Raw genomic sequence first — 24,822 nt, 5'->3', positions numbered from 1 at the left:
TTCAAGCCAGATGCGTTCATCTATACACTGGCGATCTTCCTTGCACCGATCAAGCCAGACGGACAATCCCCCATGCCCGAAGCCCCTCTCGACCTGCTGCTCCTGCCCACCTGGCTGGTGCCCGTTGAGCCGGCCGGGGTGGTGCTACGCGATCATGGTCTGGGCATCCGCGACGGACGCATCGCACTGATCGCGCCGCGCAGCGAAGCCTTGCGCTACACGGCAATCGAGGTGCGCGAGCTGCCGCATTGCCTGCTCGCCCCCGGACTGATCAACGCCCACGGCCACGCCGCAATGACGCTTTTGCGCGGCATCGCCGACGACCTGCCACTGATGACCTGGCTGCACGAACATATCTGGCCCGCCGAAGGTAAGTGGGTCGACGAGGATTTCGTCCGCGATGGCACCGATCTGGCCATCGCCGAACAGATCAAGGGCGGCATCAGCTGCTTCTCAGACATGTACTTCTACCCGCAGACCGCCGCCGAACGCGTGCACAACGCTGGCGTGCGTGCACAGATCACCGTCCCTGTCCTGGACTTCCCGGTACCCGGCGCACTCAACGCTGCCGAAGCGCTGCGTACGGGCCTGCAGCTGTTCGACGACCTCAAGCAACACCCGCGTATTCGCATCGCTTTCGGCCCCCACGCGCCTTACACGGTCAGCGACGACAAGCTGGAACAGATTCGCGTACTGGCTGACGAGCTGGATGCCGGCATTCATATGCATGTGCACGAAACCGCGCAGGAAGTGGCCGAAGCCATGGCCAAGCACGGCGAACGCCCACTGGCGCGCCTGGCTCGCCTCGGCCTGCTCGGCCCGCGCTTCCAGGCGGTACACATGACGCAGATCGATGACGAGGACCTGGCGCTGCTGGTGGAGCACAACTGCAGTATCGTGCATTGCCCCGAGTCCAACCTCAAACTGGCCAGCGGCTTCTGCCCGGTCGAACGCTTGTGGCAGGCCGGCGTCAATGTCGCCATCGGCACCGATGGCGCCGCCAGCAACAACGATCTCGACCTGCTTGGCGAAACCCGCACCGCCGCCCTGCTGGCCAAGGCCGTGGCCGGCTCCGCCACCGCCCTGAACGCTCACAGCGCGTTGCGCATGGCCACCTTGAACGGCGCCCGCGCACTGGGACTGGAAACACAGACCGGCTCGCTGGAACTGGGCAAGCTGGCCGATGTGGTCGCCTTCGATCTTTCCGGTCTGGCCCAGCAACCGATCTACGACCCGGTATCGCAGCTGATCTATGCCAGCGGCCGCGACTGCGTGAAGCATTTGTGGGTTGGCGGCAAGCAACTGCTGGATGACGGCCGCCTGACGCGCATGGACGAACGCGAGCTGATTGCCAAGGCCAGGGAATGGGGAGCCAGGATTGCCAGCAAGTAACACTGCTTATCCTCCCCTCTCCCGCTTGCGGGAGAGGGGCCGGAGGAGAGGTCTGCCAGGTAACACCGAGCTACTCGCCTGACCCTCTCCCCAACCCTCCCCCATAAATGGGAGAGAGGACAGGCCACGCATGAACGAAATAAATGAGCAGCCGATAAACCTTGGGCGCGACAACATTCCCAAACCACTGCGACAAACTGACATACATTGAACGAATCCGCGCCGCCCCACGCCCGTTCTTAAACTGGCAACATAGCGGCGATACGATTTCCATGCTTTGAATAGAGATGCTTATGAGCAACGTCGACCGCGCCGAAATCGCCAAATTCGAGGCCCTGGCACACCGCTGGTGGGACCGCGAAAGCGAGTTCAAACCTCTGCACGATATCAACCCGCTGCGCGTCAACTGGATCGACGAGCGCGTCGGCCTGGCCGGCAAGCGCGTACTGGACGTCGGTTGTGGCGGCGGCATCCTCAGCGAAGCCATGGCCCAGCGCGGCGCAACGGTAATGGGCATCGACATGGGCGAAGCACCGCTGTCAGTCGCCCAGCTGCACCAGCTGGAGTCCGGCGTGGAAGTCGACTACCGACAGATCACCGCCGAGGCACTGGCAGAAGAAATGCCGGAGCAGTTCGACGTCGTCACCTGCCTGGAAATGCTTGAGCACGTACCCGATCCCTCCTCGGTCATCCGCGCCTGCCACAGACTGGTCAAACCGGGCGGCCAAGTGTTCTTTTCCACCATCAACCGCAACCCCAAGGCTTACCTGTTCGCCGTGATCGGCGCCGAGTACATCCTGCGCCTGCTGCCGCGTGGCACCCACGATTTCAAGAAATTCATCCGTCCGTCCGAACTCGGCGCCTGGAGCCGCGCGGCCGGGCTGGAGGTCAAGGACATCATCGGCCTGACCTACAACCCGCTGACCAAGCACTACAAGCTGGAGGCGGATGTCGACGTCAACTACATGATCCAGACGCTGAGGAAAGACTGATGCGCTTGCGCGCTGTACTGTTCGACATGGACGGCACCCTGCTCGACTCGGCGCCGGACTTCATCGCCATCACCCAGGCCATGCGCGCCACTCGCGGCCTGCCGCCATTGGCAGACAAGGCCATACGTGACCAGGTATCCGGCGGCGCTCGCGCCATGGTCGCCTGCGCTTTCGATGAAGACCCCGACTCGGCCGCATTTGAAGCCCTGCGCCAGGAGTTCCTGGAGCGCTACCAGGAACACTGCGCAGTCCTCACCCGCCCGTTCGATGGCATCGAAGCCCTGCTCGACGACATCGAAGAGGCGCGCCTGTTGTGGGGCGTCGCGACCAACAAACCGGTGCGTTACGCCCAGCCGATCATGCAGGGTCTGAATCTGGCCGAGCGCTCGGCAGTGCTGGTCTGCCCTGACCATGTCGAGCAAAGCAAACCCGCGCCGGACATGCTGCTGCTCGCCTGCCGGCAGATGGGCGTCAAACCCGAGGAAGTGCTGTTCATCGGCGACGACGCGCGCGACATCGAATCCGGCCGCGCCGCCGGCTGCCGCACGGCAGCGGTGACCTATGGCTATATCCACCCCGAGGACAACCCACGCAACTGGGGCGCCGACGTGGTCGTGGACCACCCCCAGGAACTGCGTGCGATGCTCGATCGCGCCCTGTGCACTTGCTGATCTCGCAAGGCGGGTGAACCCGCCACTCTGCCATTTGGCGGGCCTAGCCCACCCTACCAATCAATGCTCCCCCGAAGGACCCTGAACATGTTCGACTACACCGCCCGCCCAGACCTGCTCAAGGATCGCGTCATCCTGATCACCGGTGCCGGCCGCGGTATTGGCGCGGCCGCCACCAAGAGCTTCGCCGCCCATGGCGCGACGGTGCTGCTGCTGGGCAAGACCGAGGCCAACCTGAGCCAGGTTTATGACGAGATCGAGGCGGCCGGCCACCCGCAACCGGTGGTGATCCCCTTCAATCTGGAAACCGCCCTGCCGCACCAGTACGACGAACTGGCGGTGATGATCGAGAACGAATTCGGCCGCCTCGATGGCCTGCTGCACAATGCCTCGATCCTCGGCCCGCGCACGCCACTGGAACAACTGTCCGGTGACAACTTCATGCGCGTGATGCACGTGAACGTCAACGCCATGTTCATGCTCAGCAGCACCCTGCTGCCGCTGCTCAAACTGTCGGAAGACGCCTCCGTGGCCTTCACCTCCAGCAGCGTCGGTCGCAAGGGCCGCGCCTACTGGGGCGCCTACGCGGTATCGAAATTCGCCACCGAGGGCCTGATGCAGGTCATGGCTGATGAGCTGGACGGCATCGCCAACGTGCGTGCCAACAGCATCAACCCGGGCGCCACCCGCACCGCCATGCGCGCCCAGGCCTATCCGGGGGAAAACCCGGCGACCCGCCCACTGCCGGAAGAGATCATGCCGCTCTACCTCTACCTGATGGGCCCGGACAGCAAGGGCATCAACGGCCAGGCGTTCGACGCCCAGTGATTACCGGCCATGGCCCGCTGCCAGTCAGCGAGCCATGGCACGACAAAAATCCGCCGCCGCCCTTGCCAAGCGGCAGCACATTGCCAGCATCGCCGCCAGGCAACCGGCAACCCCTTGCCGATCAGTGCTTTTAAAAACACCTAAGTGACTGACTTCACAAGACTTTAAGCTCACCTGAACCACCTGGCACGAAATTCGCTCTAACCCTCTCGTCGCACCATCAGCGCCAGAGGTTCAGCTCCATGGTTCCCCCCAGCCAATCCAACACCATCGATTTCGATGCCGCCAAGCTGCAGCGTCTCGGCTTTACCGGCAGTCGTAATCTGCCGCTCAAACCCGCGAACCTGATAGAGCTGCGCCACCAACTCAGCCTGCAACTGCAGACCAGCCTGGACGTGGAACGAATCCTCACGTTGTTCTTTCGCGAAGTGCAGCGCCTGGTGGCGCTCGATGCGCTGGCTTTTCAGCATCCGTCGCATGACCTGCGCCTCGAGCTGGGCGAGCGCGCCCCGCACTCGGCCGGCTATCGCCTGAGCCATGAGGGGGAATACCTGGGCGAACTGATTTTCCGCCGTAAACAGCGCTTTGCCGAAGACGAGCTAATCCAGCTGGAGTCGCTGCTGGCCAGCCTGCTATTCCCGCTGCGCAACGCCCTGCTCTACCGCACCGCGCTGCAAAGTGCGCTGCGCGACCCGCTGACCGACACCGGCAACCGCATCGCCATGGACCAGGTGCTGCAGCGCGAGGTGGATCTGGCCCGCCGCAACCTGCAACCGCTGTCACTGCTGATGCTCGATATCGACCACTTCAAGAGCATCAACGACAACCATGGCCACACGCTTGGCGACGAAGTGCTGAAAGCGGTCGCCCAGACCCTGAAGAACCAGTTGCGCAATATCGATATGGTCTTTCGCTACGGTGGCGAGGAGTTTCTGGTGATTCTCTCCGGCACCAACCGTGAGGGCGCTGCGCTGGTAGGCGAGCGCCTGCGCTTTGCGGTGATGGAACTGCAATGCCTGGATGCCGGCCGCGCCATCGACGTGTCCATCAGCCTGGGCTGCTCCAGCCTGCTGCCGGGCGAGTCTGCCGAAAGCCTGCTGCGCCGCGCCGATAACGCACTCTATGTGGCCAAACGCGAAGGCCGTAACCGCCTGTCCATGGCCGGCTGAGAGGCCGCTCTGCGTAGCCCGGATGAAATCCGGGAATGCTCTGAAGGCAATGGTTCAAGCTGAATTCGGGACACAGAATGAAAAAAGGGACTCCGCGGAGTCCCTTTTCGTTTATCAGCGCTTGCGGCCGAAACCGGGGCGTTGACCATCGCCGGCGGGCGGACGCTTGCCGGGTGTTGCCGGGCGCGGCTTGCGTGCCGGACGCTCGGACAACTCGACGGCCGGACGCGGCTGACGCTTCTTCACATCGCTCGGGCGCTCCGCTACCGGCGTGCCGCGACCATTTTCACGACGTTCACCACTGTCTTTTCGCGGGCCACGCGGCGCGCGCTGCTCGCCATCCTCACGGCGCGGCGCACGGCTCGGGCGGGCATTTTCGGCACCTGTCTCATCCTTGGCCGGACGCAGCACACGCTTGCCACGCACCTCGACCGGCTTGGCCGACTTGCGCTGCAGGCGGTCGAGCTTCTCGCGGGTCTTTTCCTTCATCGCTGGCAGCGCCTGCGGGGTCAGGCCGACTTCGGCGCTGAGAATGTCCACTTCACGCTGGTCCATTTCGCGCCAGCGGCCCATGGTCAACTCGGAAGTGAGGAACACCGGGCCGAAGCGCACGCGCTTCAGGCGGCTGACCACCAGGCCCTGGGACTCCCACAGGCGACGCACTTCGCGGTTACGCCCTTCCATCACCACGCAGTGATACCAGTGGTTGAAGCCTTCGCCGCCGGGCGCTTCCTTGATGTCGGTGAACTTGGCCGGACCATCCTCGAGCATCACGCCATTCTTGAGGTTCTCCAGCATTTCCTCGGTGACTTCACCACGCACACGCACCGCGTATTCGCGGTCCATCTGATAGGACGGGTGCATCAGGCGGTTGGCCAGCTCACCGTCAGTGGTGAACAGCAACAGGCCGGTGGTGTTGATATCGAGGCGACCGATATTGATCCAGCGGCCCTCTTTCGGACGCGGCAGGCGATCGAATACGGTGGGGCGACCTTCCGGGTCGTCACGGGTGCAGATCTCGCCGTCCGGCTTGTTGTAGATCAGCACGCGGCGAACCGAACCGGTGATTTCTTCGCGCTTGAGCAAGCGGCCATCAAGAGCGATGGCATCGTTGGCATCGACGCGCTGGCCCAGGGTCGCCGCAGCGCCGTTGACCTTGACCCGACCTTCGGCGATCCAGGTCTCGATCTCGCGGCGCGAGGCCAGCCCGAGGCGGGCCAGGACTTTCTGCAGTTTCTCGCCTGCAGGACGCGGTTGTTCGTGCTCAGTCATCTTGGGCACCTCCCGGTGTAGTAGTTGATGATCGAAGGGCGCGCATCATACGCGCTGTAGAGCCCATAGGGTAGACGATACTGCGGCATTCGCCTGGCAAAAGCAGGAACAGAGTACGGATCGTAGGAGCCCCGCCCCAGGGCGAAGCTTTTGCGTATGCCCCTGTATTATCGTCGCCCCGCCATTCGCCGCGAGGCGCGGCTCCTACAACGGATGGGCGGTCAATACTTGCGCCTTCCGGTGGCCTCCAGCGCCAGCAAGCGCATATCGGCCTCGGCCAGCAGCGCCAGACGCTCACCCTTGTCCAGGCGTTTCCAGCCTTTGATTTCCTCACGGCTGCGGCCACAGCCCAGGCAGATGTCCTTTTCGAATTCACAGACCTTGATGCACGGACTCTTGCTCATTGGAACGCCTAAACCAGAAAGGATCGGATGGGCGCAAGAATAAAGGCCGAGGGACAAACAGCGAGATTGAAGTATTCGATAAAGGGCTTAAGCGATATCAATGCAACGGCTGATCGCCGTCCAGGTCGGCCAGATCATCTTCGACCGCATCATCCTCTTCGTCCTCTCCCAGAAGCAGGTCATCGAAATCAGTCTTGAGCCCCTGCTCCATGTCGTCCAGCTCGGCCAGCAGGCTACGGAAGCTGGTTTCCTCGCGAGGCTCGGCGGTTTCGCCGTCTTCCTGCAAGGCCAGATCGGCACGCGCCTGCAACCCGGCCGGCACCTCGGCATCGTCGTCCAGCGCCAGCTCGGGCTCCGGTTCCAGCTCGCGCAAAGCGGCGAGTGGCGGCAGTTCGTCGAGGCTCTTCAGGTTGAAGTGATCGAGAAAGCCCTTGGTGGTGGCGAACATCGCCGGACGCCCCGGTACGTCGCGATAGCCCACCACGCGAATCCACTCACGCTCGAGCAGGGTCTTGGTGATGTTGCTGTTGACCGCCACGCCCCGCACGTCCTCGATCTCGCCACGGGTAATGGGCTGGCGGTAGGCGATCAGCGCCAGGGTTTCCAGCAGCGCACGGGAGTAGCGCTGTGGGCGCTCCTCCCAAAGCCGGCCAACCCATGGCGCGAAACGCTCGCGCACTTGCAGACGGTAACCCGAAGCCACTTCTTTCAACTCGAACGCTCGCCCTTCGCAGGACTGTCGGAGGATCTCCAACGCCGCCTTGAACTGCTCGGGTTCGGGCCGCTCGCCCTCTTCGAACAGTTCGAAGAGGCGATCGAGCGACTGCGCCTTGCCGGAAGCCAGCAGAAAAGCTTCGAGCAATTGCGCCAGGTCTTTGGGGTCGTTCAGGTTCATTCGGCACGGGCTCGGACATGGATGACAGCGAAAGGCTCATTCTGCACCAGCTCGACCAGGGATTCCTTGATCAATTCGAGCACCGCCATGAAGGTTACCACCACGCCGAGACGCCCTTCCTCGGCGGCGAACAGCTCGACGAAAGGTACGAAGGCTCCGCCCTTGAGGCGCTCCAGCACTTCACTCATGCGCTCGCGGGTAGACAGCGCCTCGCGGGTAACCTGGTGGCTTTCGAACATGTCGGCGCGGCGCAGCACCTCAGCCATCGACAGCAACACCTCCTCCAGGCTGACGTCCGGCAGCAGCTTGCGCGCGCGGGCTTCGGGTGCATCCAGCTTCGGCACGGTCACGTCGCGGCCGACACGCGGCAGTTCGTCGATACCTTCGGCGGCGGCCTTGAAGCGTTCGTACTCCTGCAGGCGGCGGATCAGCTCGGCACGCGGGTCGTCTTCCTCCTCCTCGGTTTCGTTCGAGCGCGGCAGCAGCATGCGCGACTTGATCTCGGCGAGCATGGCGGCCATCACCAGGTATTCGGCAGCCAGCTCCAGACGTACCGAATGCATGAGTTCAACGTAGCCCATGTACTGCTTGGTGATCTCGGCAACGGGGATATCGAGAATGTCGATGTTCTGCTTGCGGATCAGATACAGCAGCAGGTCCAGCGGCCCTTCGAAGGCTTCGAGGAAAACCTCCAGGGCATCCGGGGGAATGTACAGGTCCAGCGGCAATTCGGTGACCGCCTCACCATAAACCAGGGCGAACGGCAGCTCCTGTTGGGCGCCGGCCTGACTGTCCGGGGTTGGCGTGGCGGGCTCACTCATCGACTGGCGCTCCTTCAGCGGTAATTCAGGCCCATGGCCATGCGCACTTCGGCCAGGGTTTCGCGCGCTTCGTCACGCGCGCGCTCGGCACCTTCGGCGAGGATGCTGCGCACCAGATCCGGGCTTTCCTCGTAGTCGATGGCGCGCTGCTGCAGGGGTATCAGCTCGGCCTGCAAAGAGGAGCACAGCGCGCTCTTGCAGTCGAGGCAACCAATCGAGGCGCTACGACAGCCCTCGATCACCCAGTGCAATTGTTCGTCACCGGAGTACAGCTGATGCAGCGACCAGACCGGGCAACGCTGCGGCTCACCCGGATCGTCACGGTGTACCCGTGCCGGATCGGTGGGCATGCGCCGCAGTTTTTCCTCGAGCTCGGCATCGCTATCACGCAGGAATATCGCGTTACCGCTGGACTTGGCCATCTTCTGTCCATCCAGGCCAGGCACCCGCGAAAACTCGGCAAGAATCGGCTGCGGCTCGCTCAGAATCACCTTGCCGCCACCTTCCAGATAGCCGTACAGGCGCTCCTGGTCGCCAAGGGTGATGCTGGTTTGTTCCTTGAGCAGGGCCCGCGCCGTCTCCAGCGCCTGTGCGTCACCCTGCTCCTGATAGGCCTTGCGCAGGTTGCTGTAGAGCTTGCCGAGCTTCTTGCCCAGCTTGCCGATGGCCGCTTCGGCCTTCAGCTCGAAATCCGGCTCGCTGCCGTACAGGTGGTTGAAGCGGCGCGCCACTTCACGGGCAAATTCGATGTGGGGGAGCTGATCGGCCCCCACCGGCACCTGTCCGGCTCGGTACAGCAGGATATCCGCAGCCTGCAGCAGCGGGTAACCGAGAAACCCGTAGGTGGAGAGATCCTTGCTGCCCTGGTGCTCCTGCTGCTCCTTGTAGGACGGCACGCGCTCAAGCCAGCTTAGTGGGCAGATCATCGACAACAACAGGTGCAGCTCGGCGTGTTCCGGCACCTGCGACTGCACGAACAGCGTCGCGGAGCTGGGGCTGACGCCAGCAGCCAGCCAGTCCACCGCCATATCCATGACGTGCTGGGAGAGCTGGCCGGCATCGGCGTATTCGGTGGTCAGGGCGTGCCAGTCGACGATACAGAAGAAGCAGTCGTACTCGTGCTGCAACTTGACCCAGTTCTTCAGCACGCCGTGATAGTGCCCGAGGTGAAGACGACCGCTCGGACGCATCCCTGACAGCACCCGACGCTCGGAGTCGTTAAGGCTCAAACCGTTCTATCCAAAATCCAGACAAGACCAGGGAGTATAGGGCAGCTGCATCCACAACGGAAAAGGCGGTGTCAGAGATCATTGAACGGCGTCGGATCACCGCAGCCGACGCGCAGGACTTCCGGACTGTCGTCAGCAAGATTGACCACCGTGGACGCTTCCAGCCCGCCAAAACCACCGTCGATGATCAGGTCGACATGGTGTTCAAGAACCTGGCGCATTTCGTAGGGGTCGGACATGGGCAAGTCATCGCCCGGCATGATCAGGCTGACGCTCATGAGCGGCTCGCCCAATTGCTCCAGCAACGCCAGGGCGATCGGGTGGCTGGGTACGCGAATGCCGATGGTACGTCGCTTGGGGTGCAGCAACATGCGCGGCACTTCGCGAGTGGCGTTGAGGATGAAGGTGTAAGGACCCGGTGTGTGATTCTTCAGCAAGCGGAAGGCTGCAGTGTCGACCTTGGCGAACAGGCCAATCTGCGAAAGGTCTCGACAGACCAGGGTGAAATTGTGCTTGTCGTCGAGTTGACGCAGGCGACGAATGCGCTCTACGGCATTCTTGTCACCGATCATGCAGCCCAGCGCATAGGAGGAGTCGGTCGGATAGACCACCACACCGCCGCCACGAATGATTTCCACGGCCTGTTTTATCAGGCGTGCCTGTGGGTTTTCCGGGTGAACCTGGAAAAATTGACTCACACTTGCTCCCAGCTCATGAGATGACAGCGGATGGCTGTGCATGTTCGAAGCGCTCCCAGAGCGCAGTCAGGTCATCAGGCAACGGGCGATACATGCCCAACTCGGACCAGTCGCCAGGCGCATGGAAATCACTGCCGACACTGGCCATCAAGCCGAACTCGCGCGCCAGAATCGCCAGGCCACCGACTTGTTCAGCGGGCTGCATGCCATTGACCACTTCCAGGGCATGACCGCCAGCCGCCGCGAAATCGGCCACCAGGCGTCGACGCTTACTGCGAGTAAAGTCGTACTGCCACGGATGCGCCAGGCTGATCCAGGCTCTGGCCGAAAGCAGCGTGGCGACGGTTTCTTCCAGCATAGGCCAATGTTGCTTGACGTCGCCCAGCTTGCCCGAGCCCAGCCACTTGCGAAACGCCTCGGCGCGATCACGCACATGGCCGGCGCGCACGAGAAATTCGGCGAAATGTGGCCGGGCCGGCGCATTGCCGCTATCGCCCAGCTCCTGCTGAACGGCCCGCGCGCCATCCAGAGCGCCTGGCATACCTTTGGCGGCGAGGCGTCGGTCGATCTCTTGCGCACGCTGCCAGCGCCCATGGTGCAAGGCATCGATGGCAGCACACAGCGCCGGCGCCTCGCGCTCGAAGGCATAGCCCAATACGTGGATGGTCGCTCCACCCCAGGTGCAGGACAGCTCGATGCCGTTGATCAATTGCATATCCAGAGCCGTCGCTGCGCGGCGTGCCTCATCCAGCCCTTCCAGGGTGTCGTGATCGGTCAGTGCCAGCAGCCTCACACCACGCTCATGCGCCCGGGCCACCAGTACGGCGGGGGCCAGGGCGCCATCGGAGGCGGTGCTGTGGCAGTGCAGATCGACAATCATGGCGGCGCTTTCGTTGAGATTGATGTTTGTTATTATGCCCCACATCCGCGCCAAGGCTGTTGCCGTGTGGCGAAAATGCTTCATCCCTCCCCGCTTCGACCCCAAATAAGGATTGAGATGCTCTACGCCATCATCGCCACCGACGTCGAAAACTCCCTGGAAAATCGTCTGGCCACCCGCCCTGCTCACCTCGCTCGTCTGGAGCAGTTGAAGCAGGAAGGTCGCCTGCTGCTGGCCGGCCCGCACCCGGCCATCGACAGCAATGATCCAGGCCCGGCGGGCTTCAGCGGCAGCCTGGTGGTTGCCGAGTTCGACTCCCTTGAAGCTGCCCAGCAATGGGCCGACGCCGACCCATACCGCACAGCCGGCGTGTATGCCAACGTTTTGGTCAAACCCTTCAAGAAAGTATTGCCCTGACGAAGTGCCACCCACGCTGCTTTCGCACACAAGGAATCGCGATGCGCTCGATCCCGCTGTCCCTGCTGGTCACCGTGATGCTGACCTGTGCTTCAGTACAGGCAGAAGAACAACCCGCTCAGCCTTCCGCCCCAGCAGATGCGGTCGACAGCCAGGTGCTGGAACAGCGCCTGGCGCAGAGTGAGCAACTGCGCAATGAGCAGGAAGCGAGTAGCGCCGTGCAACTGCAGCGCCTGCGCCAGGAAAATCAGCGCCTGCGCCTGCAGCTCAAGGAAAGCCAGGCGCAGGCTCAACCCCGGCTGCTCAGCGAGGAACAGACCTGGTTCGCCCTGGGCGCAGCCCTGAGCCTGATCTCGATGCTGTTCGGCGTCCTGTTGCGTGGCTCTCGCAAGACCCGTCGCGAGTGGATCAACTGAGCCATGAACCGACTGCTGCTGATCGATGATGATCAGGAACTCTGCGAGCTGCTTAGCCGTTGGCTGACCCAGGAAGGCTTTCAGGTCACCGCCTGCCACGAAGCCGCTGGCGCCCGTCAGGCACTTGCCGCACAAGCCCCCGAGGCTGTGGTGCTGGACGTGATGCTGCCGGACGGCAGCGGCCTGGAGTTGCTCAAGCAGCTACGGAGCGAGCATCCGGACCTGCCAGTGCTGATGCTCTCCGCCCGCGGCGAACCGCTGGATCGCATCCTTGGCCTGGAGTTGGGCGCCGATGACTACCTGGCCAAGCCCTGTGACCCTCGCGAGCTGACCGCGCGCCTGCGCGCCGTGCTGCGCCGCACCGTGCCCGCGCCGGCCAGCAGCCAGCTGGAGCTGGGCGATCTCAGCTTCAGCCCCAATCGCGGGGTGGTCAGCATTGGCGAGCATGACGTTCCCCTGACGCTTTCCGAAAGCCGCCTGCTGGAAGCCCTGCTGCGCCAACCAGGTGAGCCGGTGGACAAACAGGCATTGGCGCAACTGGCCCTGGGACGCAAATTGACCCTGTATGACCGCAGCCTGGACATGCACGTCAGCAACCTGCGCAAGAAGCTCGGCCCGCACCCGGACGGCCGCCCACGCATTCTCGCCCTGCGCAGCCGCGGCTATTACTACGCACAGTGAGTACGCCCTGGCGCAGCGTAAATAACCCGCAACATCGCCTTTACCCAAGCTTTACCCACAGCTGACTGCCCTTGACCTTGACCGCCGCATACTGAGCCCATCCGGTCGTTACCGGTTTCGAGACAAGGAGAATCACCATGCGCAAGACCCTCACCGCCCTGCTGCTCGCTGCCACCCTGCCGACCCTGGCCTTCGCCATGCCCATGCAAGACGGCGGCCCTCGCCACCATGACCGCGGCCACGGCATGTTCAAGGAGCTGAACCTGAGCAAGGAACAGCGCCAGGAGTTTCGCAAACTGATGGGCGAGCAGATGAAAACCCATCGCGACATCACCAAGCGCTACCTGGACAAACTGCCAGAAGCCGAAAAGCAGGCCATGAAGAAGGAACTGGACAAGGCTCGCGCCGACCAGCACAAGGCCCTGCGTGACCTGCTCAACCCCGAACAGCAGAAAGCCTTCGACGAGCACCAGAAGAAAATGGAAGCTCGCCGCGCAGAAATGGCCGAATTCAAGGCCTGGAAGGCCGAGAAGGACAGCAAGACCAACTGATCCGTCACCCTAGGGTCTGTTCCCGCTTCATCGCGAGACGCGTTGCTGCGAGAAATGGCCCCTGGTTAGGCGCAGGACGCAGGTAATGGTTGTTCCCTTGCCAAGTCCTGCAACGACAGCGGGGGCCATTTCCCGCGCAACCCGAAGGGCCGCGAATGAAACGGGAACAGCCCCTAAACCCGCCGCCGCGCTCCCTGAGCCCGGCGGCTTTTGCATGAGGAATCACCGTGCGTTCACTGTTCTGGCGCATTCTGGCGACCTTCTGGCTGGGCATCGCTCTGGTGGCCGCTCTGTCGCTGCTGCTTGGCCGCGCCCTGAATCAGGACGCCTGGATTCTGAGCCTGCACCCAGGCCTTGACGATCTCGATAGCAAGTGGGTCAAGCGCTATGAACAGCAAGGGCCAGCAGCAGCCCAGGATTTTCTCGAACAGCGCAAGCGCAAGTACCGTATCGACACGCAGGTGCTTGGCGAGAGCGGCCAGCAACTGGTCAAAGGCACCTTTCCGTCCCGTGCTGCCGCCTTCGAGGCGCGTCACGGCGACGACCGTCGCTTGCCATGGCGGCGCCTGACCGCCGAATACACCAGCCCGGAAAGCGGTGAAAGTTACCTGTTCATCTACCGTATTCCACACCCGGAACTGGCAGCCTGGCACCGCGGCAGCCTGTTCTGGCCACTCAGTGCCATCGCCATTGCCTTGGTGGTGCTGACGCTGTTCAGCCTGATGCTGACGCTGTCGATCACTCGCCCGCTGGATCGCCTGCGCGGCGCCGTGCATGACCTCGGCCAGACCGCCTATCAACAGAACAGCCTGGCTCGTCTGGCCACGCGCCGCGACGAGCTGGGCCTACTGGCCAAGGACTTCAACCGCATGGGCGAGCGCCTGCAAGGCTTGATCGGCAGCCAGCGCCAGTTGCTGCGCGATGTTTCCCACGAACTGCGCTCGCCCCTGGCGCGCCTGCGTATTGCACTGGCACTGGCGGAGCGCGCCGATGCCGCGGAGCGAGAACGGCTCTGGCCCCGTCTGAGTCAGGAGTGTGATCGACTGGAGGCGCTGATCAGCGAAATTCTTGCCCTGGCCCGCCTGGACGCTGATCCGGGCGCCGCACAGCCCGTCGATCTGGCCGCTCTGCTCGGCAACCTGCAGGAAGACGCGCGCCTGACCGCTCCGCAACAACAGCTGCAGATCGATCTCGACCCACGCGCACGCCTGGAAGGCTGGCCAGACATGCTGGAGCGCGCGCTGGACAATCTGCTACGCAATGCCTTGCGTTTCAGCCCAGCGGATCAACCTGTCCTCATCAGCGTGCAAAGCCAGGGGCAAAACGTAACGCTGAGCGTGCGCGACCACGGTCCAGGGGTCGCCAGCGAACACCTGGAGCAATTGGGTAAACCGTTCTTCCGTGCACCGGGCCAGAGCGGCTCCGGCCACGGCCTCGGCTTGGCTATCGCGCGGCGGGCAGCGCAGCGTCATGGCGGTGAACTGCTGTTGAGCAACCATCCGCAAGGTGGCTTCATCGCCACGCTCAGCCTGCCGGCCAGGCAGCAGGCAGGCTGAGCGCGTTTCGCTCAGCCCTCCCAGGCGCTGACGAAATCCTCGACGCGGACCTCCGGGGCGCGGCGCAGCTCACGCTCCGGTGTACCAAGGTAGAGGTAGGCGATGATCTGCTCGTCCGCCGCCAGGCCCAGCCCCTTGGCCACATGGGCGTTATAGGCCATGTCGCCGGTACGCCAGACCGCACCGATACCCTGAGCATGGGCGGCCAGCAGCATGCCATGCGCGGCGCAGCCGGCTGCTATCACCTGCTCGGAAGCAGGCACTTTGGGGTGAGCCTGCACCCGGGCGATCACCACCACCAGCAATGGCGCGCGCAGCGGCATGCCACGCGCCTTGTTCAGCGCCTCCGGCGTAGCCTGCGCATCGGCGACCTGCTGGGCTTCGGCGAACAGTTCACCCATACGCTCACGCGCTGCCCCCTCGACCGTCAGAAAACGCCACGGACGTAGCTGGCCATGATCCGGTGCGCGCAGGGCTGCGCGAAACAGCATCTCGCGCTGCGCGACATCCGGGGCTGGTTCGACCAGGCGAGGAACGGAAACACGGTTGAGCAGAGCGTCGAGGGCATCCATCGGCCACCTCCAAAAACAAAGATGGCGCATTCTCAATGCTGCAAGCTGCAAGCTGCAAGCTGACCAATGCACGGAGCTGATGTCAGAAGCCTGTCGAGCCGTAGCCCGGATGCAATCCGGAGATCGCTGGCCCCGGATTGCATCCGGGCTACCCGCTAACCTGCAGCCGCCGTCAGGCTACCCGGTCGGGCGATATCACCGGTTGCACCGGCGGAGTGAGCGGCGGCAGACCGTAAGCCTTGCGCGCATCGTCGCAACGCGGGTTGTGCTCACCGTTCGCCCATGACGCTTCGAACTCGCGACAGCTACTCGAGCGCTGTTCGTACATGGTGCAACGCACACCACAACCGACGTCGCCTAACAGTTGCGTGCAACGTGCCGGTTTGCTCTCCGTGCCACGCATGGCGACGTAATGGGGGCTGATCTGGATGACCTGCTCGTCTGGAACGCTACCGCCCGCGGATTGGCACTCGCCCCAGAAGAAGGACACACGAAAAAACGCGCAGCAGGCGCCGCACGTAAGGCAGGGATTAGCTTCGGACATTTGAGGAGAACTCGGAAACCGACGGACGTCGGCAACTGGCGGCTATTCTATGCTCGGCAATGCGCTTGTAAAGCCCCCCACCGTTGCGGTTTACAGCCGCCCGTGCGCAGGTAGAATGGCGCATTTTCCAACCCGCCAGAGCCCTCTACATGGCCTTGCCGACGCTGCGCATCATCGGTTTCATCATCGGCATATTCCTGATTACCCTGGCGATCAGCATGGCCATCCCGATGCTGACCCTGCTGATCTTCGAGCAGCCTGAAGATCTCAATGCCTTTCTCTGGTCCAGCCTGATCACCCTGATCACGGGTCTCGCCCTGGTGATTCCCGGCCGGCCGCAGAACGCTCAGTTACGCCCGCGTGACATGTACCTGCTGACGACCGGGAGCTGGACCTTGGTTTGCAGCTTTGCCGCGCTGCCCATGATGCTGATCGCCCATATCAGCTACACCGACGCCATCTTCGAAACCATGTCCGGCATTACCACGACAGGTTCAACCGTGCTGACCGGGCTGGATGACATGTCGCCCGGCATTCTGATCTGGCGCTCGATGCTGCATTGGCTCGGCGGCATTGGCTTCATCGGCATGGCCGTCGCCATTTTGCCGCTGCTGCGCGTGGGTGGCATGCGCCTGTTCCAGACCGAATCCTCGGACTGGGGCGAAAAGGTCATGCCACGCTCGCACATGGCCGCCAAGTATTTGTTGCTGATTTATCTGGCCCTGACCCTGCTCGGTTTTCTGGCTTTCTGGGCTGCGGGCATGAGCCCTTTCGACGCCATCAACCACTCCATGGCATCGATTTCCACGGGCGGTTTCTCCACCTCCGATGCGTCCCTGGCACACTGGCCAGAACCGGCCGTGCATTGGACGGCAGTCGTGCTGATGCTGCTCGGCGGCATGCCATTCATGCTCTATGTCGCCTTCGTTCGCGGCAATCGCCAGGCGCTGTTCAAGGACCATCAGGTTCGCGGCTTCATCGGCTTTCTGCTGCTGACCTGGCTGGTATTCGGCACCTGGTTGTGGATCAACTCGGACTACGCCTGGCTCGACGCCTTTCGCATTGTCGCGGTGAACGTCACCTCGGTGGTCACCACCACCGGCTTCGCCCTCGGCGACTACACCACCTGGGGCAGTTTCGCCGTGCTGCTGTTCTTCTACCTGACCTTCGTCGGCGGCTGTTCCGGCTCGACATCGGGCGGTTTGAAAATCTTCCGTTTCCAGGTCGCCTACGTGCTGCTCAAGGCCAACCTCATGCAACTGGTGCACCCGCGCGCAGTGATCAAACAGCAGTACAACAATCACAACCTGGATGAAGAGATCGTCCGTTCGCTGATCACCTTCTCCTTCTTCTTCACCATCACCATCGGTGTGCTGGCCCTGGCCCTGACCCTGGTCGGCCTGGACTGGGTCACGGCGCTGACCGGCGCCGCCACTGCGGTGTGCAACGTCGGCCCAGGGCTTGGCCCGATCATCGGCCCGGCCGGCAACTTCGCCAGCCTGCCGGATTCAGCCAAGTGGCTACTCAGTGCTGGCATGCTGCTCGGCCGCCTGGAAATTCTGACCGTACTGGTGCTGGTCACCCGTAGTTTCTGGAAACACTGACCGATGCCACTAGCCAGCCTGCGCATCCTCGCCTTCATCAACGGCATCTTCCTCGTCACCCTGGCGCTGAGCATGCTGGTACCGGTGATCACCCTGTTGATCTTCGAGCAGCCGCAGGGCATCAATGCCTTTCTCTGGTCAAGCCTGATCACCGCGCTCACCGGCATCGCCATGATCGCTCAGGGCAGGCCCCAACAAACGCAACTGCGCCCCCGCGACATGTACATGCTGACGGTGTCGAGCTGGGTGATGGTATCGATCTTCGCCGCCTTGCCATTCATCTTCGCCGAACGGGCGAGCATCACCGACGCATACTTCGAGAGCATGTCCGGCATCACCGCTACCGGCGCTACCGTATTCAGCGGCCTCGACGACATGTCTCCGGGTACGCTGATCTGGCGTTCACTGCTGCACTGGCTGGGCGGCATCGGCTTCATCGGCATGGCCGTGGCGATCCTGCCGATCCTGCGCATCGGGGGCATGCGCCTGTTCCAGACCGAGTCGTCGGACCGCTCGGAAAAGGTCATGCCGCGCTCGCACATGGTCGCCAAGTACATGGTGCTGGCCTATGTCGGCCTGAGCACACTCGCGGTGCTGGCGTTCTGGTGGGCTGGTATGGGCCTGTTCGATGCGATCAACCACGCCATGTCGGCGATCGCCACCGGTGGTTTCTCCACGTCCGACTCTTCACTGGGCAAATGGCAGGAACCGGCCATTCACTGGGTCGCCATCGTGGTGATGGTGCTTGGCAGTCTGCCGTTCGTGCTCTATGTCAGCGCCCTGCGCGGCAACTACCGCGCACTGTTTCGCGACGCGCAGGTGCGTGGATTCCTGCTGCTGCTGGTGGGCAGCTGGTTTGTGCTGGCGGGCTGGAAATGGCTCACCACCGACCTGTACTGGCTCGATGCGCTGCGTCTGGTGGCGGTGAACATCACCTCTATCATGACCACCACCGGCTTTGCCGTGGGCGACTACCACCTGTGGGGCCCGTTCGCCAGCATGATGTTCTTCTACCTGGGTTTCGTCGGCGGCTGCTCCGGCTCCACCGCCGGCGGCCTGAAGATCTTCCGCTTCCAGGTCGCCTACATCCTGCTCAAGGCCAACCTCAGGCAGCTCATTCACCCCCGTGCGGTGATCAAGCAGCAATACAATCGCCACCGCCTGGATGAAGACATCGTCCGTTCGATCCTCGCCTTCGCCTTCTTCTACACCATCACCATCGCCACCCTGGCGCTGGCGGTGGCGATGTGCGGGGTGGACTGGATCACTGCCCTGACCGGCGCTGCAGCGATGGTCTCAGGCGTTGGCCCTGGCATGGGCGAGATGGTCGGTCCGGCTGGCAACTACGCCACCATCCCCGACCTGGCCAAGTGGCTGCTGAGCTTCGGCATGCTGCTCGGGCGCCTGGAAATCCTCACCGTGTTGGTGCTGCTGTTCCCGGCCTTCTGGCGTCACTGAGCAGGCGCGCTACGCAAGCCCGCGACGACTGCGATACTCACCAGGCGTTTCACCGAACCAACGGCGAAACGCCCTGAAGAAGTTGCTCGGATCGGCAAAGCCCAACAGATAGGCCACCTCCAGCAGGGTCAGGTCGACCTGACCGAGGTACTGTTCGGCCAGCTCACGACGGGTGTCATCGAGCAGTTGCTGGTAGCTGGTGCCCTCCTCCTGTAGGCGCCGCTGCAGAGTACGCTGTGACAGGTGCAGCGTTTGCGCCACCACTTCACGCCGCGGCTCGCCCTGAGGCAAAAGGCGACACAGCACCTGACGTGCCTGATGGGTGACGCGACTGCTGCAGAAACGCGCCAGGTATTCGCCAGCAAAACGGTCATGCAGTTGCGCCAGCGCCTCATTGGCGCTGGGCAAGGGCGCTTCCAGATCGGCACGCTCGAAGATCAACCCGTAATGCTCGGCATTGAACTTCAGCGGAGCCTGGAACACCTGCTGATAAGGCGCCAGGTCGGCAGGTGGCGGACCTTGCAGGCGAATCTCGCGCGGGCGCATGGGCTTGCCGGTCATCCAGCGGCAAAAGGCCAGGCAGTATGCCAGCGACGCCTCGGCACTCTGCCGGGCCGGCGGCAGGCGGTCGCCATGAATGGCCAGGGTCAGCGCATAGCCGTCGGGTTGCGGCAAGAAATTCAGGTCTGCGCCTTCACCGATGATGCGCTGGTAGCGCACCAGACGGGTGAAGCCATCACGCAGGTTGCGACTGGACATCAGTGCATAACCCACCACATGGAAGGACGCCGGGCGTACCACTTGCGCCATGTTCAGGCCGATCGCCGGGTTGCCCGACAGCGCCACGGCGCGCTGCCACAGACGGGTCATGCCGTCCTGTGGGAAGCGCGCATCGGGGTCGTTCAGCGCGGCGTAATCCATGCCCAGTTCGGCGAACAGGCTGGTGCAGTCTACGCCGCCCAGCTCCAGCGCCTGCACGATGGCCAAGGCCCAGTTGGAGGATGTGGTTCTTTCGCTCATCGTCTTGTTCTTGTGATCAATCAGCAAGGCCATGGTTGGCGGCGCAAGGATACTAGACTGGCACCTTAAGTCAGTGGCCCACGGAGACAGCAGGTCTAGACTCGTAGGTGACAATAACAGGACGTGCGCCATGACCGCCCAGACCACCGAACGCTACCAGAGCTTCGCCGAGTTCTACCCCTATTACCTGCAGGAACACAGCAATCCCGTGTGCCGCCGCCTGCACTACGCCGGCAGCCTGCTGGTGCTGGCGATCCTCGCCTACGCCCTGCTCAGCCAACAATGGCTGTGGCTGCTGGCCATGCCGCTGGCCGGCTATGGCTTCGCCTGGGTCGGCCATTTCGTCTTCGAGAAGAACCGACCGGCGACCTTCGACTATCCGCTGTACAGCCTGATGGGTGATTGGGTGATGCTCAAGGACGCCTTTACCGGCCGCATCCGTTTCTAAGAATCTGGCTGCTCACACTAGGGCCTGTACGAAAAGTCGTCGAGCAAAGGTCAGGCAAGGCAAAAACATGCGAAGAAGCGGAGTTTACGTGCTGTAAATGAGCATTCTGAGCCTGTTTTTAACGCAGCATCACCGATGCGCAGGCACTTTTCGTACAGAGCCTAACAACAAGAACGAGAAAAACCATGAATAGCCGCGCCCGCTTCACCCATATGCAAGACGGCCAGGCCGAGGACTGGGCCATCATCGCCCAGGACTTCGCCGCCTACGCCGCTCAGTTGCCAGCCCGCATCCTCGACCACCTGCGTCTGCTCGACGGCGATTTCGGTGGCTTTCCGGTGGACCGCCTGACCCACTCGCTGCAAACCGCCACCCGCGCCCATCACGACGGCCGCGACGAGGAGTACGTGATCTGCGCGCTGCTGCATGACATCGGCGATACCCTCGGCAGCTACAACCACCCGGACATTGCTGCAGCGATCCTCAAGCCCTTCGTCAGTGCCGAGAACCACTGGATGGTGGAGAAGCACGGCATTTTCCAGGGCTATTACTTCTTCCATCACCTGGGCATGGATCGCCACTTGCGTGAGCAATTCAAGGATCACCCGCAATACCAGGCGACCATCGAGTTCTGCGCCAAGTACGATGCGGCCGCCTTCGACCCGGACTATGAAAGCCTGCCATTGAGCTTCTTCGAGCCCATGCTGCAGCGCGTGTTCGCCCGGCCGAAGAACTCCATCTATCTGGCTGCAATGGACAATACCAGCGCCTGACCGCTGGCCACTGTTGCGCCACCGTTCGGCGGCCATGCTTGGCTGGCCGCCACCCCCTTGGTTATGATCCCCGCCCAGCGAGCCTCTGGCTCAGGTCTTGCAGACCAATCAGGCGTCCAGCAGAGACGCCAGAAATCCAGCAGGGACAGTTCCAGCAGATGAAGCCAGCAACCACCAGCCGTGCCAACGGGCTACCGACGCCGCCGTTGCGCGAATACTATTCGCGCGTACTGGCCTATATCGCCACGGCCGCCAGCATCGCCGCCGGCACCTATGTCGGGCACTTCGCCTACGACATCCTGTGGATGGTGCCCTACGCCCTGCTCTACCCTCATCTGGCGCACAATCTCAGCCGCCGCTTCAAGCGCGACTATCCGCAGCAGACCGACCTCGCCCTGCTGTTCTTCGATGCCCTGCACGCTGGCGCGGCCTGCGTGCTGCTCGGTTTCTCTGCCGTGCCCAGCCTGATGTTCCTGCTGATTCTCTGTTTCAGTGCACTGGTGGTCGGTGGCATGCGCTATCTCGGCCTGGGCCTGCTGGTGGCCGCCAGCGGCATGGCGCTGTGCGCCGCGCTGGTTGGGGTTCATCCCAATACCGATACGCCGACGCTGGTGGCGCTGGTCAGCATCCTCTTCGCCACCCTGTACATCTGCATCACCGCCTACTTCGTCAACCAGCAGGGCCTGCGCCTGGCTCAGGTACGCAGCGAGATCAAGCGTGAGCAGGAAAAGGCCGCACGCCTGGCGCGCAACCTGGCCAAGTACCTGTCACCACAGGTCTGGGAATCGATCTTCACCGGCAAGAAGAGCGTGCGCCTGGAGACTCAGCGCAAGAAGCTCACGGTGTTCTTCTCCGATATCAAGGGTTTCACCGAGTTGTCGGAAGAGCTGGAAGCCGAAGCGCTGACCGACCTGCTCAACACCTACCTCAACGAAATGTCGAAGATCACCCTGAAATACGGCGGCACCATCGACAAGTTCATCGGTGACTGCGTCATGGTGTTCTTCGGCGACCCGAGCAGCAACGGCGCCAAGAAGGATGCGGTCGCGGCGGTTTCCATGGCCATCGCCATGCGCAAGCACATGAAGGTGCTGCGCCAGCAGTGGCGCGCCCAGGGCATCACCAAGCCACTGGAAATTCGCATGGGCCTCAACACCGGCTACTGCACGGTGGGCAACTTCGGCGCCGATACGCGCATGGACTACACCATCATCGGCCGCGACGTGAACCTTGCCAGCCGCCTGGAAAGCGCCGCCGAATCCGGCGAAATCCTGATCTCCCACGAGACTTATTCGCTGGTCAAGGACGTGATCATGTGCCGCGACAAGGGCCAGATCGCCGTCAAGGGCTTCACCCGCCCGGTGCAGATCTACCAGGTGGTGGATTTCCGCCGCGACCTGGGCGCCACCTCCAGCTACGTCGAGCACGAACTGCCGGGCTTCTCCATGTACCTGGACACCAATGGCATTCAGAACTTCGACAAGGAACGGGTGATCCAGGCGCTCAACCAAGCCGCCGAGAAGCTGCGCGACAAGGTCATTCTGTAAGGAAACCGAGGTGTAGGGCGGATCGGGACGTCGGCCGCTCGTAGCCCGTAGGGCGGACTCAGGAGCGAAGCGAACAGTCCGCCGTTTTCCGGAACTCCACACGTACGGCGGCGTACTGCTTCGCGAGTACGCCCTACGCCTCCAGTGCCTCGGTCAACGCCGGCTCACCGTCGATCAGCGGCTGCAATGCCAGAAACTCCAGCGCCGACGCGCGCCAGGACTGCGCTGCCGCCAATTCCGCGCAAGTCTCCCGATCCAGCTCCAGCGCGCCCATGCAGGCAGCGTGTAAATCCTCGGCCATCATCCCGCTGAGCCCCTGCTGCAGCACATCCAGTGGCCCGGCCACGGGAAACGCAGCCACCGGCGTACCGCAAGCCAGCGCTTCCAGCATCACCAGGCCATAGGTATCGGTACGCGAGGGGAAGACCAGCACCGAGGCATCCTGATAAGCCTCGGCCAACGCCTGGCCATGGCGATAGCCGAGAAAGCGCACCAACGGATACTGCTGCTGCAACGCCTCACGTTGCGGGCCGTCGCCGACCACGCGCTTCTCACCCGGTAATTCCAGATCGAGAAACGCCTGCAGGTTCTTTTCCGGAGCGATGCGTCCGACGTAGAGAAATACTGGTCGCACTGGCCGGGGGCGCGTCTCGTCCGGCCGAAACAGCCGGGTATCCACCCCTTTGCGCCACAGTTGCAGCCGTTGCAGAGCCCAGCCGGCGAACTCTTCACGCAGCCGCTCGGTGGTCACCAGCACGGCCTGGCTGGGGCGATGGAAAGCGCGTAGAAAGGCATAGCCCCAACGTGGCGCAATCCACGGCCAGCGCGTGCTGACGTACTCCGGGAATCGCGTATGGATTGCCGTGGAAAACGCCAGCCCACGCTTGACCAGCCAACGCCGCGCTGCCCAACCCAGCGGCCCCTCGGTAGCGAGATGCACGCAGTCAGGACGAAAGTCGCGAATCGCCGCACCGACGCGCCACAGATCCCACACCAAAGGAATCTCAGGGTAGGTCGGACAGGGCACGGCGCGGAAATCGGCGGGCGACAGCAGCTTGACCTGATGACCCAGCCCACGCAGTTCGCCGACCAGCGCGGCCAGGCTGGTGACCACACCATTGACCTGAGGCGTCCAGGCGTCGGAGACGATCAGTATCCTCATGCGCTGGTCTCGAGGACGACGACCCGCTCCTCGCTGGCCAGTTGCGCCTCGGCCAGACGATAGAGCTCGATCTGCCCATCCCAGTGCTCGATCAGCGCCGTGCAGGATTCCACCCAGTCACCGCAGTTCATGTATTCCACGCCACTCACCTGGCGAATCTCGGCATGGTGAATATGGCCGCAGACCACGCCCTGCAAGCCGCGCTTGACGCACTCGTGAGCGATGGCCTCCTCGAAGTCGCTGATGAAGTTCACCGCGGTCTTGACCTTGTGCTTGAGGTAAGCCGAGAGCGACCAGTAACCGTAGCCCCAGCGGCTGCGCCAGTGATTGAGCCAGCGATTGAGGGTCAGGGTGAATTCGTAGGCCGAGTCGCCGAGAAAGGCCAGCCAGCGGTGATAACGGGTGATCACATCGAACTGATCACCATGGATCACCAGCAGTTGCCGGCCATCGGCCGTGACGTGCACCGCCTCGTCGACCAACTGGATATTGCCCAGCAGCAGGCTGGAGTAACGCCGCAAGAACTCGTCATGGTTGCCGGTAACGTAGATCACTTCGGTGCCGCGCTTGCTCATGGTCAGCAGACGGCGGATGACGTTGGTGTGCGCCTGTGGCCAGTAGATGCCACCACGCAGTTTCCAGCCGTCGATGATGTCGCCCACCAGATAGATGCGATCAGCGTGATAACGCTTGAGAAAGGCCGCCAGGTGTTCGGCCTGACAATCACGCGTGCCGAGATGTACGTCGGAAATCCACAGGGTGCGGACTCGTTGCTTGCGGCTGGGCTTGGCGAGCTGGGCGCTGGTCATGGGCGACCTCCGG

27 protein-coding genes are annotated in these 24,822 nt (G+C 62.9%); 15 read left to right on the top strand and 12 right to left on the bottom strand.

What is annotated here, in order from left to right:
- Positions 1–72: 72 nt before the first annotated feature.
- The 5 genes from JWV26_RS20130 (at position 73) to JWV26_RS20110 (ending at position 5,052) form a co-directional block, all read left to right on the top strand.
- A complete protein-coding gene (locus JWV26_RS20130) occupies positions 73–1,392 on the top strand; it encodes a TRZ/ATZ family hydrolase (protein WP_206417652.1) in 1,320 nt (439 codons plus the stop codon).
- Between the two features lie 293 nt (positions 1,393–1,685).
- On the top strand, positions 1,686–2,384 hold the full coding sequence (gene ubiG, locus JWV26_RS20125; RefSeq protein ID WP_017677368.1) for a bifunctional 2-polyprenyl-6-hydroxyphenol methylase/3-demethylubiquinol 3-O-methyltransferase UbiG: 699 nt from the start codon (positions 1,686–1,688) through the stop codon (positions 2,382–2,384).
- A complete protein-coding gene (gene mupP / locus JWV26_RS20120) occupies positions 2,384–3,055 on the top strand; it encodes an N-acetylmuramic acid 6-phosphate phosphatase MupP (protein WP_074914456.1) in 672 nt (223 codons plus the stop codon). The genes ubiG and mupP overlap by 1 nt, the downstream gene beginning before the upstream one ends.
- An 87-nt stretch (positions 3,056–3,142) precedes the next feature.
- Positions 3,143–3,883 (top strand): YciK family oxidoreductase, encoded by a 741-nt coding sequence (locus JWV26_RS20115; protein ID WP_206417651.1) that lies wholly within the window; start codon positions 3,143–3,145, stop codon positions 3,881–3,883.
- 242 nt (positions 3,884–4,125) lie between these two features.
- The gene (locus JWV26_RS20110) at positions 4,126–5,052 is read left to right on the top strand and encodes a GGDEF domain-containing protein (RefSeq protein ID WP_021489980.1); all 927 of its coding nucleotides are present in this window, start codon (positions 4,126–4,128) and stop codon (positions 5,050–5,052) included.
- 114 nt (positions 5,053–5,166) lie between these two features.
- Here JWV26_RS20110 and rluB read toward each other — a convergent pair whose 3' ends face one another.
- The 7 genes from rluB to JWV26_RS20075 all read right to left on the bottom strand — a co-directional run bounded on the left by rluB (position 5,167) and on the right by JWV26_RS20075 (position 11,251).
- Positions 5,167–6,324: a 23S rRNA pseudouridine(2605) synthase RluB gene (gene rluB / locus JWV26_RS20105; protein WP_074914454.1), complete on the bottom strand. Its 1,158-nt coding sequence runs from the start codon at positions 6,322–6,324 to the stop codon at positions 5,167–5,169.
- A 221-nt stretch (positions 6,325–6,545) separates the two neighbouring features.
- A complete protein-coding gene (locus tag JWV26_RS20100; protein WP_017677373.1) occupies positions 6,546–6,728 on the bottom strand; it encodes a DUF1289 domain-containing protein in 183 nt (60 codons plus the stop codon).
- A gap of 97 nt (positions 6,729–6,825) precedes the next feature.
- Positions 6,826–7,623, bottom strand: a complete 798-nt coding sequence (gene scpB, locus JWV26_RS20095; RefSeq protein ID WP_074914451.1) for an SMC-Scp complex subunit ScpB — start codon at positions 7,621–7,623, stop codon at positions 6,826–6,828.
- Positions 7,620–8,444: a segregation and condensation protein A gene (locus JWV26_RS20090; RefSeq protein ID WP_074914449.1), complete on the bottom strand. Its 825-nt coding sequence runs from the start codon at positions 8,442–8,444 to the stop codon at positions 7,620–7,622. The genes scpB and JWV26_RS20090 overlap by 4 nt, the downstream gene beginning before the upstream one ends.
- Before the next feature lie 14 nt (positions 8,445–8,458).
- Complete coding sequence (locus JWV26_RS20085; RefSeq protein WP_230875483.1) at positions 8,459–9,634, bottom strand: tryptophan--tRNA ligase; 1,176 nt, start codon at positions 9,632–9,634, stop codon at positions 8,459–8,461.
- A 110-nt stretch (positions 9,635–9,744) separates the two neighbouring features.
- On the bottom strand, positions 9,745–10,371 hold the full coding sequence (locus JWV26_RS20080) for an L-threonylcarbamoyladenylate synthase (protein ID WP_093049705.1): 627 nt from the start codon (positions 10,369–10,371) through the stop codon (positions 9,745–9,747).
- 13 nt (positions 10,372–10,384) lie between these two features.
- Complete coding sequence (locus JWV26_RS20075; RefSeq protein ID WP_196460811.1) at positions 10,385–11,251, bottom strand: PHP domain-containing protein; 867 nt, start codon at positions 11,249–11,251, stop codon at positions 10,385–10,387.
- Positions 11,252–11,368: 117 nt separating this feature from the next.
- Between JWV26_RS20075 and JWV26_RS20070 the strand changes: the two genes are divergently transcribed.
- The 5 genes from JWV26_RS20070 to JWV26_RS20050 all read left to right on the top strand — a co-directional run bounded on the left by JWV26_RS20070 (position 11,369) and on the right by JWV26_RS20050 (position 14,872).
- Positions 11,369–11,668 (top strand): YciI family protein, encoded by a 300-nt coding sequence (locus JWV26_RS20070; RefSeq protein WP_003460961.1) that lies wholly within the window; start codon positions 11,369–11,371, stop codon positions 11,666–11,668.
- Between the two features lie 41 nt (positions 11,669–11,709).
- Positions 11,710–12,084: a translation initiation factor 2 (IF-2, GTPase) gene (locus JWV26_RS20065; protein WP_206417650.1), complete on the top strand. Its 375-nt coding sequence runs from the start codon at positions 11,710–11,712 to the stop codon at positions 12,082–12,084.
- A 3-nt stretch (positions 12,085–12,087) separates the two neighbouring features.
- The gene (locus JWV26_RS20060) at positions 12,088–12,765 is read left to right on the top strand and encodes a response regulator transcription factor (RefSeq protein ID WP_072424693.1); all 678 of its coding nucleotides are present in this window, start codon (positions 12,088–12,090) and stop codon (positions 12,763–12,765) included.
- 137 nt (positions 12,766–12,902) lie between these two features.
- Positions 12,903–13,316 carry a Spy/CpxP family protein refolding chaperone gene (locus tag JWV26_RS20055; RefSeq protein WP_017677381.1) on the top strand — a complete coding sequence of 138 codons (414 nt, stop codon included), beginning with the start codon at positions 12,903–12,905 and terminating at the stop codon, positions 13,314–13,316.
- 227 nt (positions 13,317–13,543) lie between these two features.
- Positions 13,544–14,872, top strand: a complete 1,329-nt coding sequence (locus JWV26_RS20050; RefSeq protein ID WP_055987135.1) for a sensor histidine kinase — start codon at positions 13,544–13,546, stop codon at positions 14,870–14,872.
- Between the two features lie 11 nt (positions 14,873–14,883).
- Here JWV26_RS20050 and JWV26_RS20045 read toward each other — a convergent pair whose 3' ends face one another.
- Both JWV26_RS20045 and JWV26_RS20040 read right to left on the bottom strand, forming a co-directional pair.
- Positions 14,884–15,444 (bottom strand): nitroreductase family protein, encoded by a 561-nt coding sequence (locus JWV26_RS20045; protein WP_206417649.1) that lies wholly within the window; start codon positions 15,442–15,444, stop codon positions 14,884–14,886.
- Between the two features lie 172 nt (positions 15,445–15,616).
- Positions 15,617–15,988 (bottom strand): YkgJ family cysteine cluster protein, encoded by a 372-nt coding sequence (locus tag JWV26_RS20040; RefSeq protein WP_037002400.1) that lies wholly within the window; start codon positions 15,986–15,988, stop codon positions 15,617–15,619.
- Positions 15,989–16,137: 149 nt separating this feature from the next.
- Here JWV26_RS20040 and JWV26_RS20035 point away from each other — a divergent pair, with 149 nt between their 5' ends.
- Both JWV26_RS20035 and JWV26_RS20030 read left to right on the top strand, forming a co-directional pair.
- Positions 16,138–17,592 carry a TrkH family potassium uptake protein gene (locus JWV26_RS20035; RefSeq protein WP_074914433.1) on the top strand — a complete coding sequence of 485 codons (1,455 nt, stop codon included), beginning with the start codon at positions 16,138–16,140 and terminating at the stop codon, positions 17,590–17,592.
- Positions 17,593–17,595: 3 nt separating this feature from the next.
- Entirely contained in the window at positions 17,596–19,050 is a 1,455-nt protein-coding gene (locus tag JWV26_RS20030) for a TrkH family potassium uptake protein (RefSeq protein WP_074914431.1), read from the top strand.
- Positions 19,051–19,059: 9 nt separating this feature from the next.
- Here JWV26_RS20030 and JWV26_RS20025 read toward each other — a convergent pair whose 3' ends face one another.
- Positions 19,060–20,070, bottom strand: a complete 1,011-nt coding sequence (locus JWV26_RS20025) for an AraC family transcriptional regulator (RefSeq protein ID WP_206417648.1) — start codon at positions 20,068–20,070, stop codon at positions 19,060–19,062.
- A 130-nt stretch (positions 20,071–20,200) separates the two neighbouring features.
- Here JWV26_RS20025 and JWV26_RS20020 point away from each other — a divergent pair, with 130 nt between their 5' ends.
- The 3 genes from JWV26_RS20020 to JWV26_RS20010 all read left to right on the top strand — a co-directional run bounded on the left by JWV26_RS20020 (position 20,201) and on the right by JWV26_RS20010 (position 22,838).
- Positions 20,201–20,518: an Mpo1-like protein gene (locus JWV26_RS20020; protein WP_017677387.1), complete on the top strand. Its 318-nt coding sequence runs from the start codon at positions 20,201–20,203 to the stop codon at positions 20,516–20,518.
- Positions 20,519–20,703: 185 nt separating this feature from the next.
- Positions 20,704–21,291 carry an HD domain-containing protein gene (locus tag JWV26_RS20015; RefSeq protein ID WP_074914429.1) on the top strand — a complete coding sequence of 196 codons (588 nt, stop codon included), beginning with the start codon at positions 20,704–20,706 and terminating at the stop codon, positions 21,289–21,291.
- Between the two features lie 158 nt (positions 21,292–21,449).
- A complete protein-coding gene (locus JWV26_RS20010) occupies positions 21,450–22,838 on the top strand; it encodes an adenylate/guanylate cyclase domain-containing protein (RefSeq protein ID WP_196448273.1) in 1,389 nt (462 codons plus the stop codon).
- A 133-nt stretch (positions 22,839–22,971) separates the two neighbouring features.
- Here JWV26_RS20010 and JWV26_RS20005 read toward each other — a convergent pair whose 3' ends face one another.
- On the bottom strand, positions 22,972–24,000 hold the full coding sequence (locus JWV26_RS20005; RefSeq protein WP_206417647.1) for a glycosyltransferase family 4 protein: 1,029 nt from the start codon (positions 23,998–24,000) through the stop codon (positions 22,972–22,974).
- A complete protein-coding gene (locus JWV26_RS20000; protein ID WP_196460797.1) occupies positions 23,997–24,809 on the bottom strand; it encodes a UDP-2,3-diacylglucosamine diphosphatase in 813 nt (270 codons plus the stop codon). The genes JWV26_RS20005 and JWV26_RS20000 overlap by 4 nt, the downstream gene beginning before the upstream one ends.
- Positions 24,810–24,822: the final 13 nt, after the last annotated feature.

This window comes from Ectopseudomonas toyotomiensis, assembly GCF_017167985.1.
Classification (GTDB): domain Bacteria; phylum Pseudomonadota; class Gammaproteobacteria; order Pseudomonadales; family Pseudomonadaceae; genus Aquipseudomonas; species Aquipseudomonas toyotomiensis.
The sequence above is the reverse complement of the archived record's forward strand: the minus strand, read 5'-3'. Positions and strand labels throughout refer to the sequence as shown.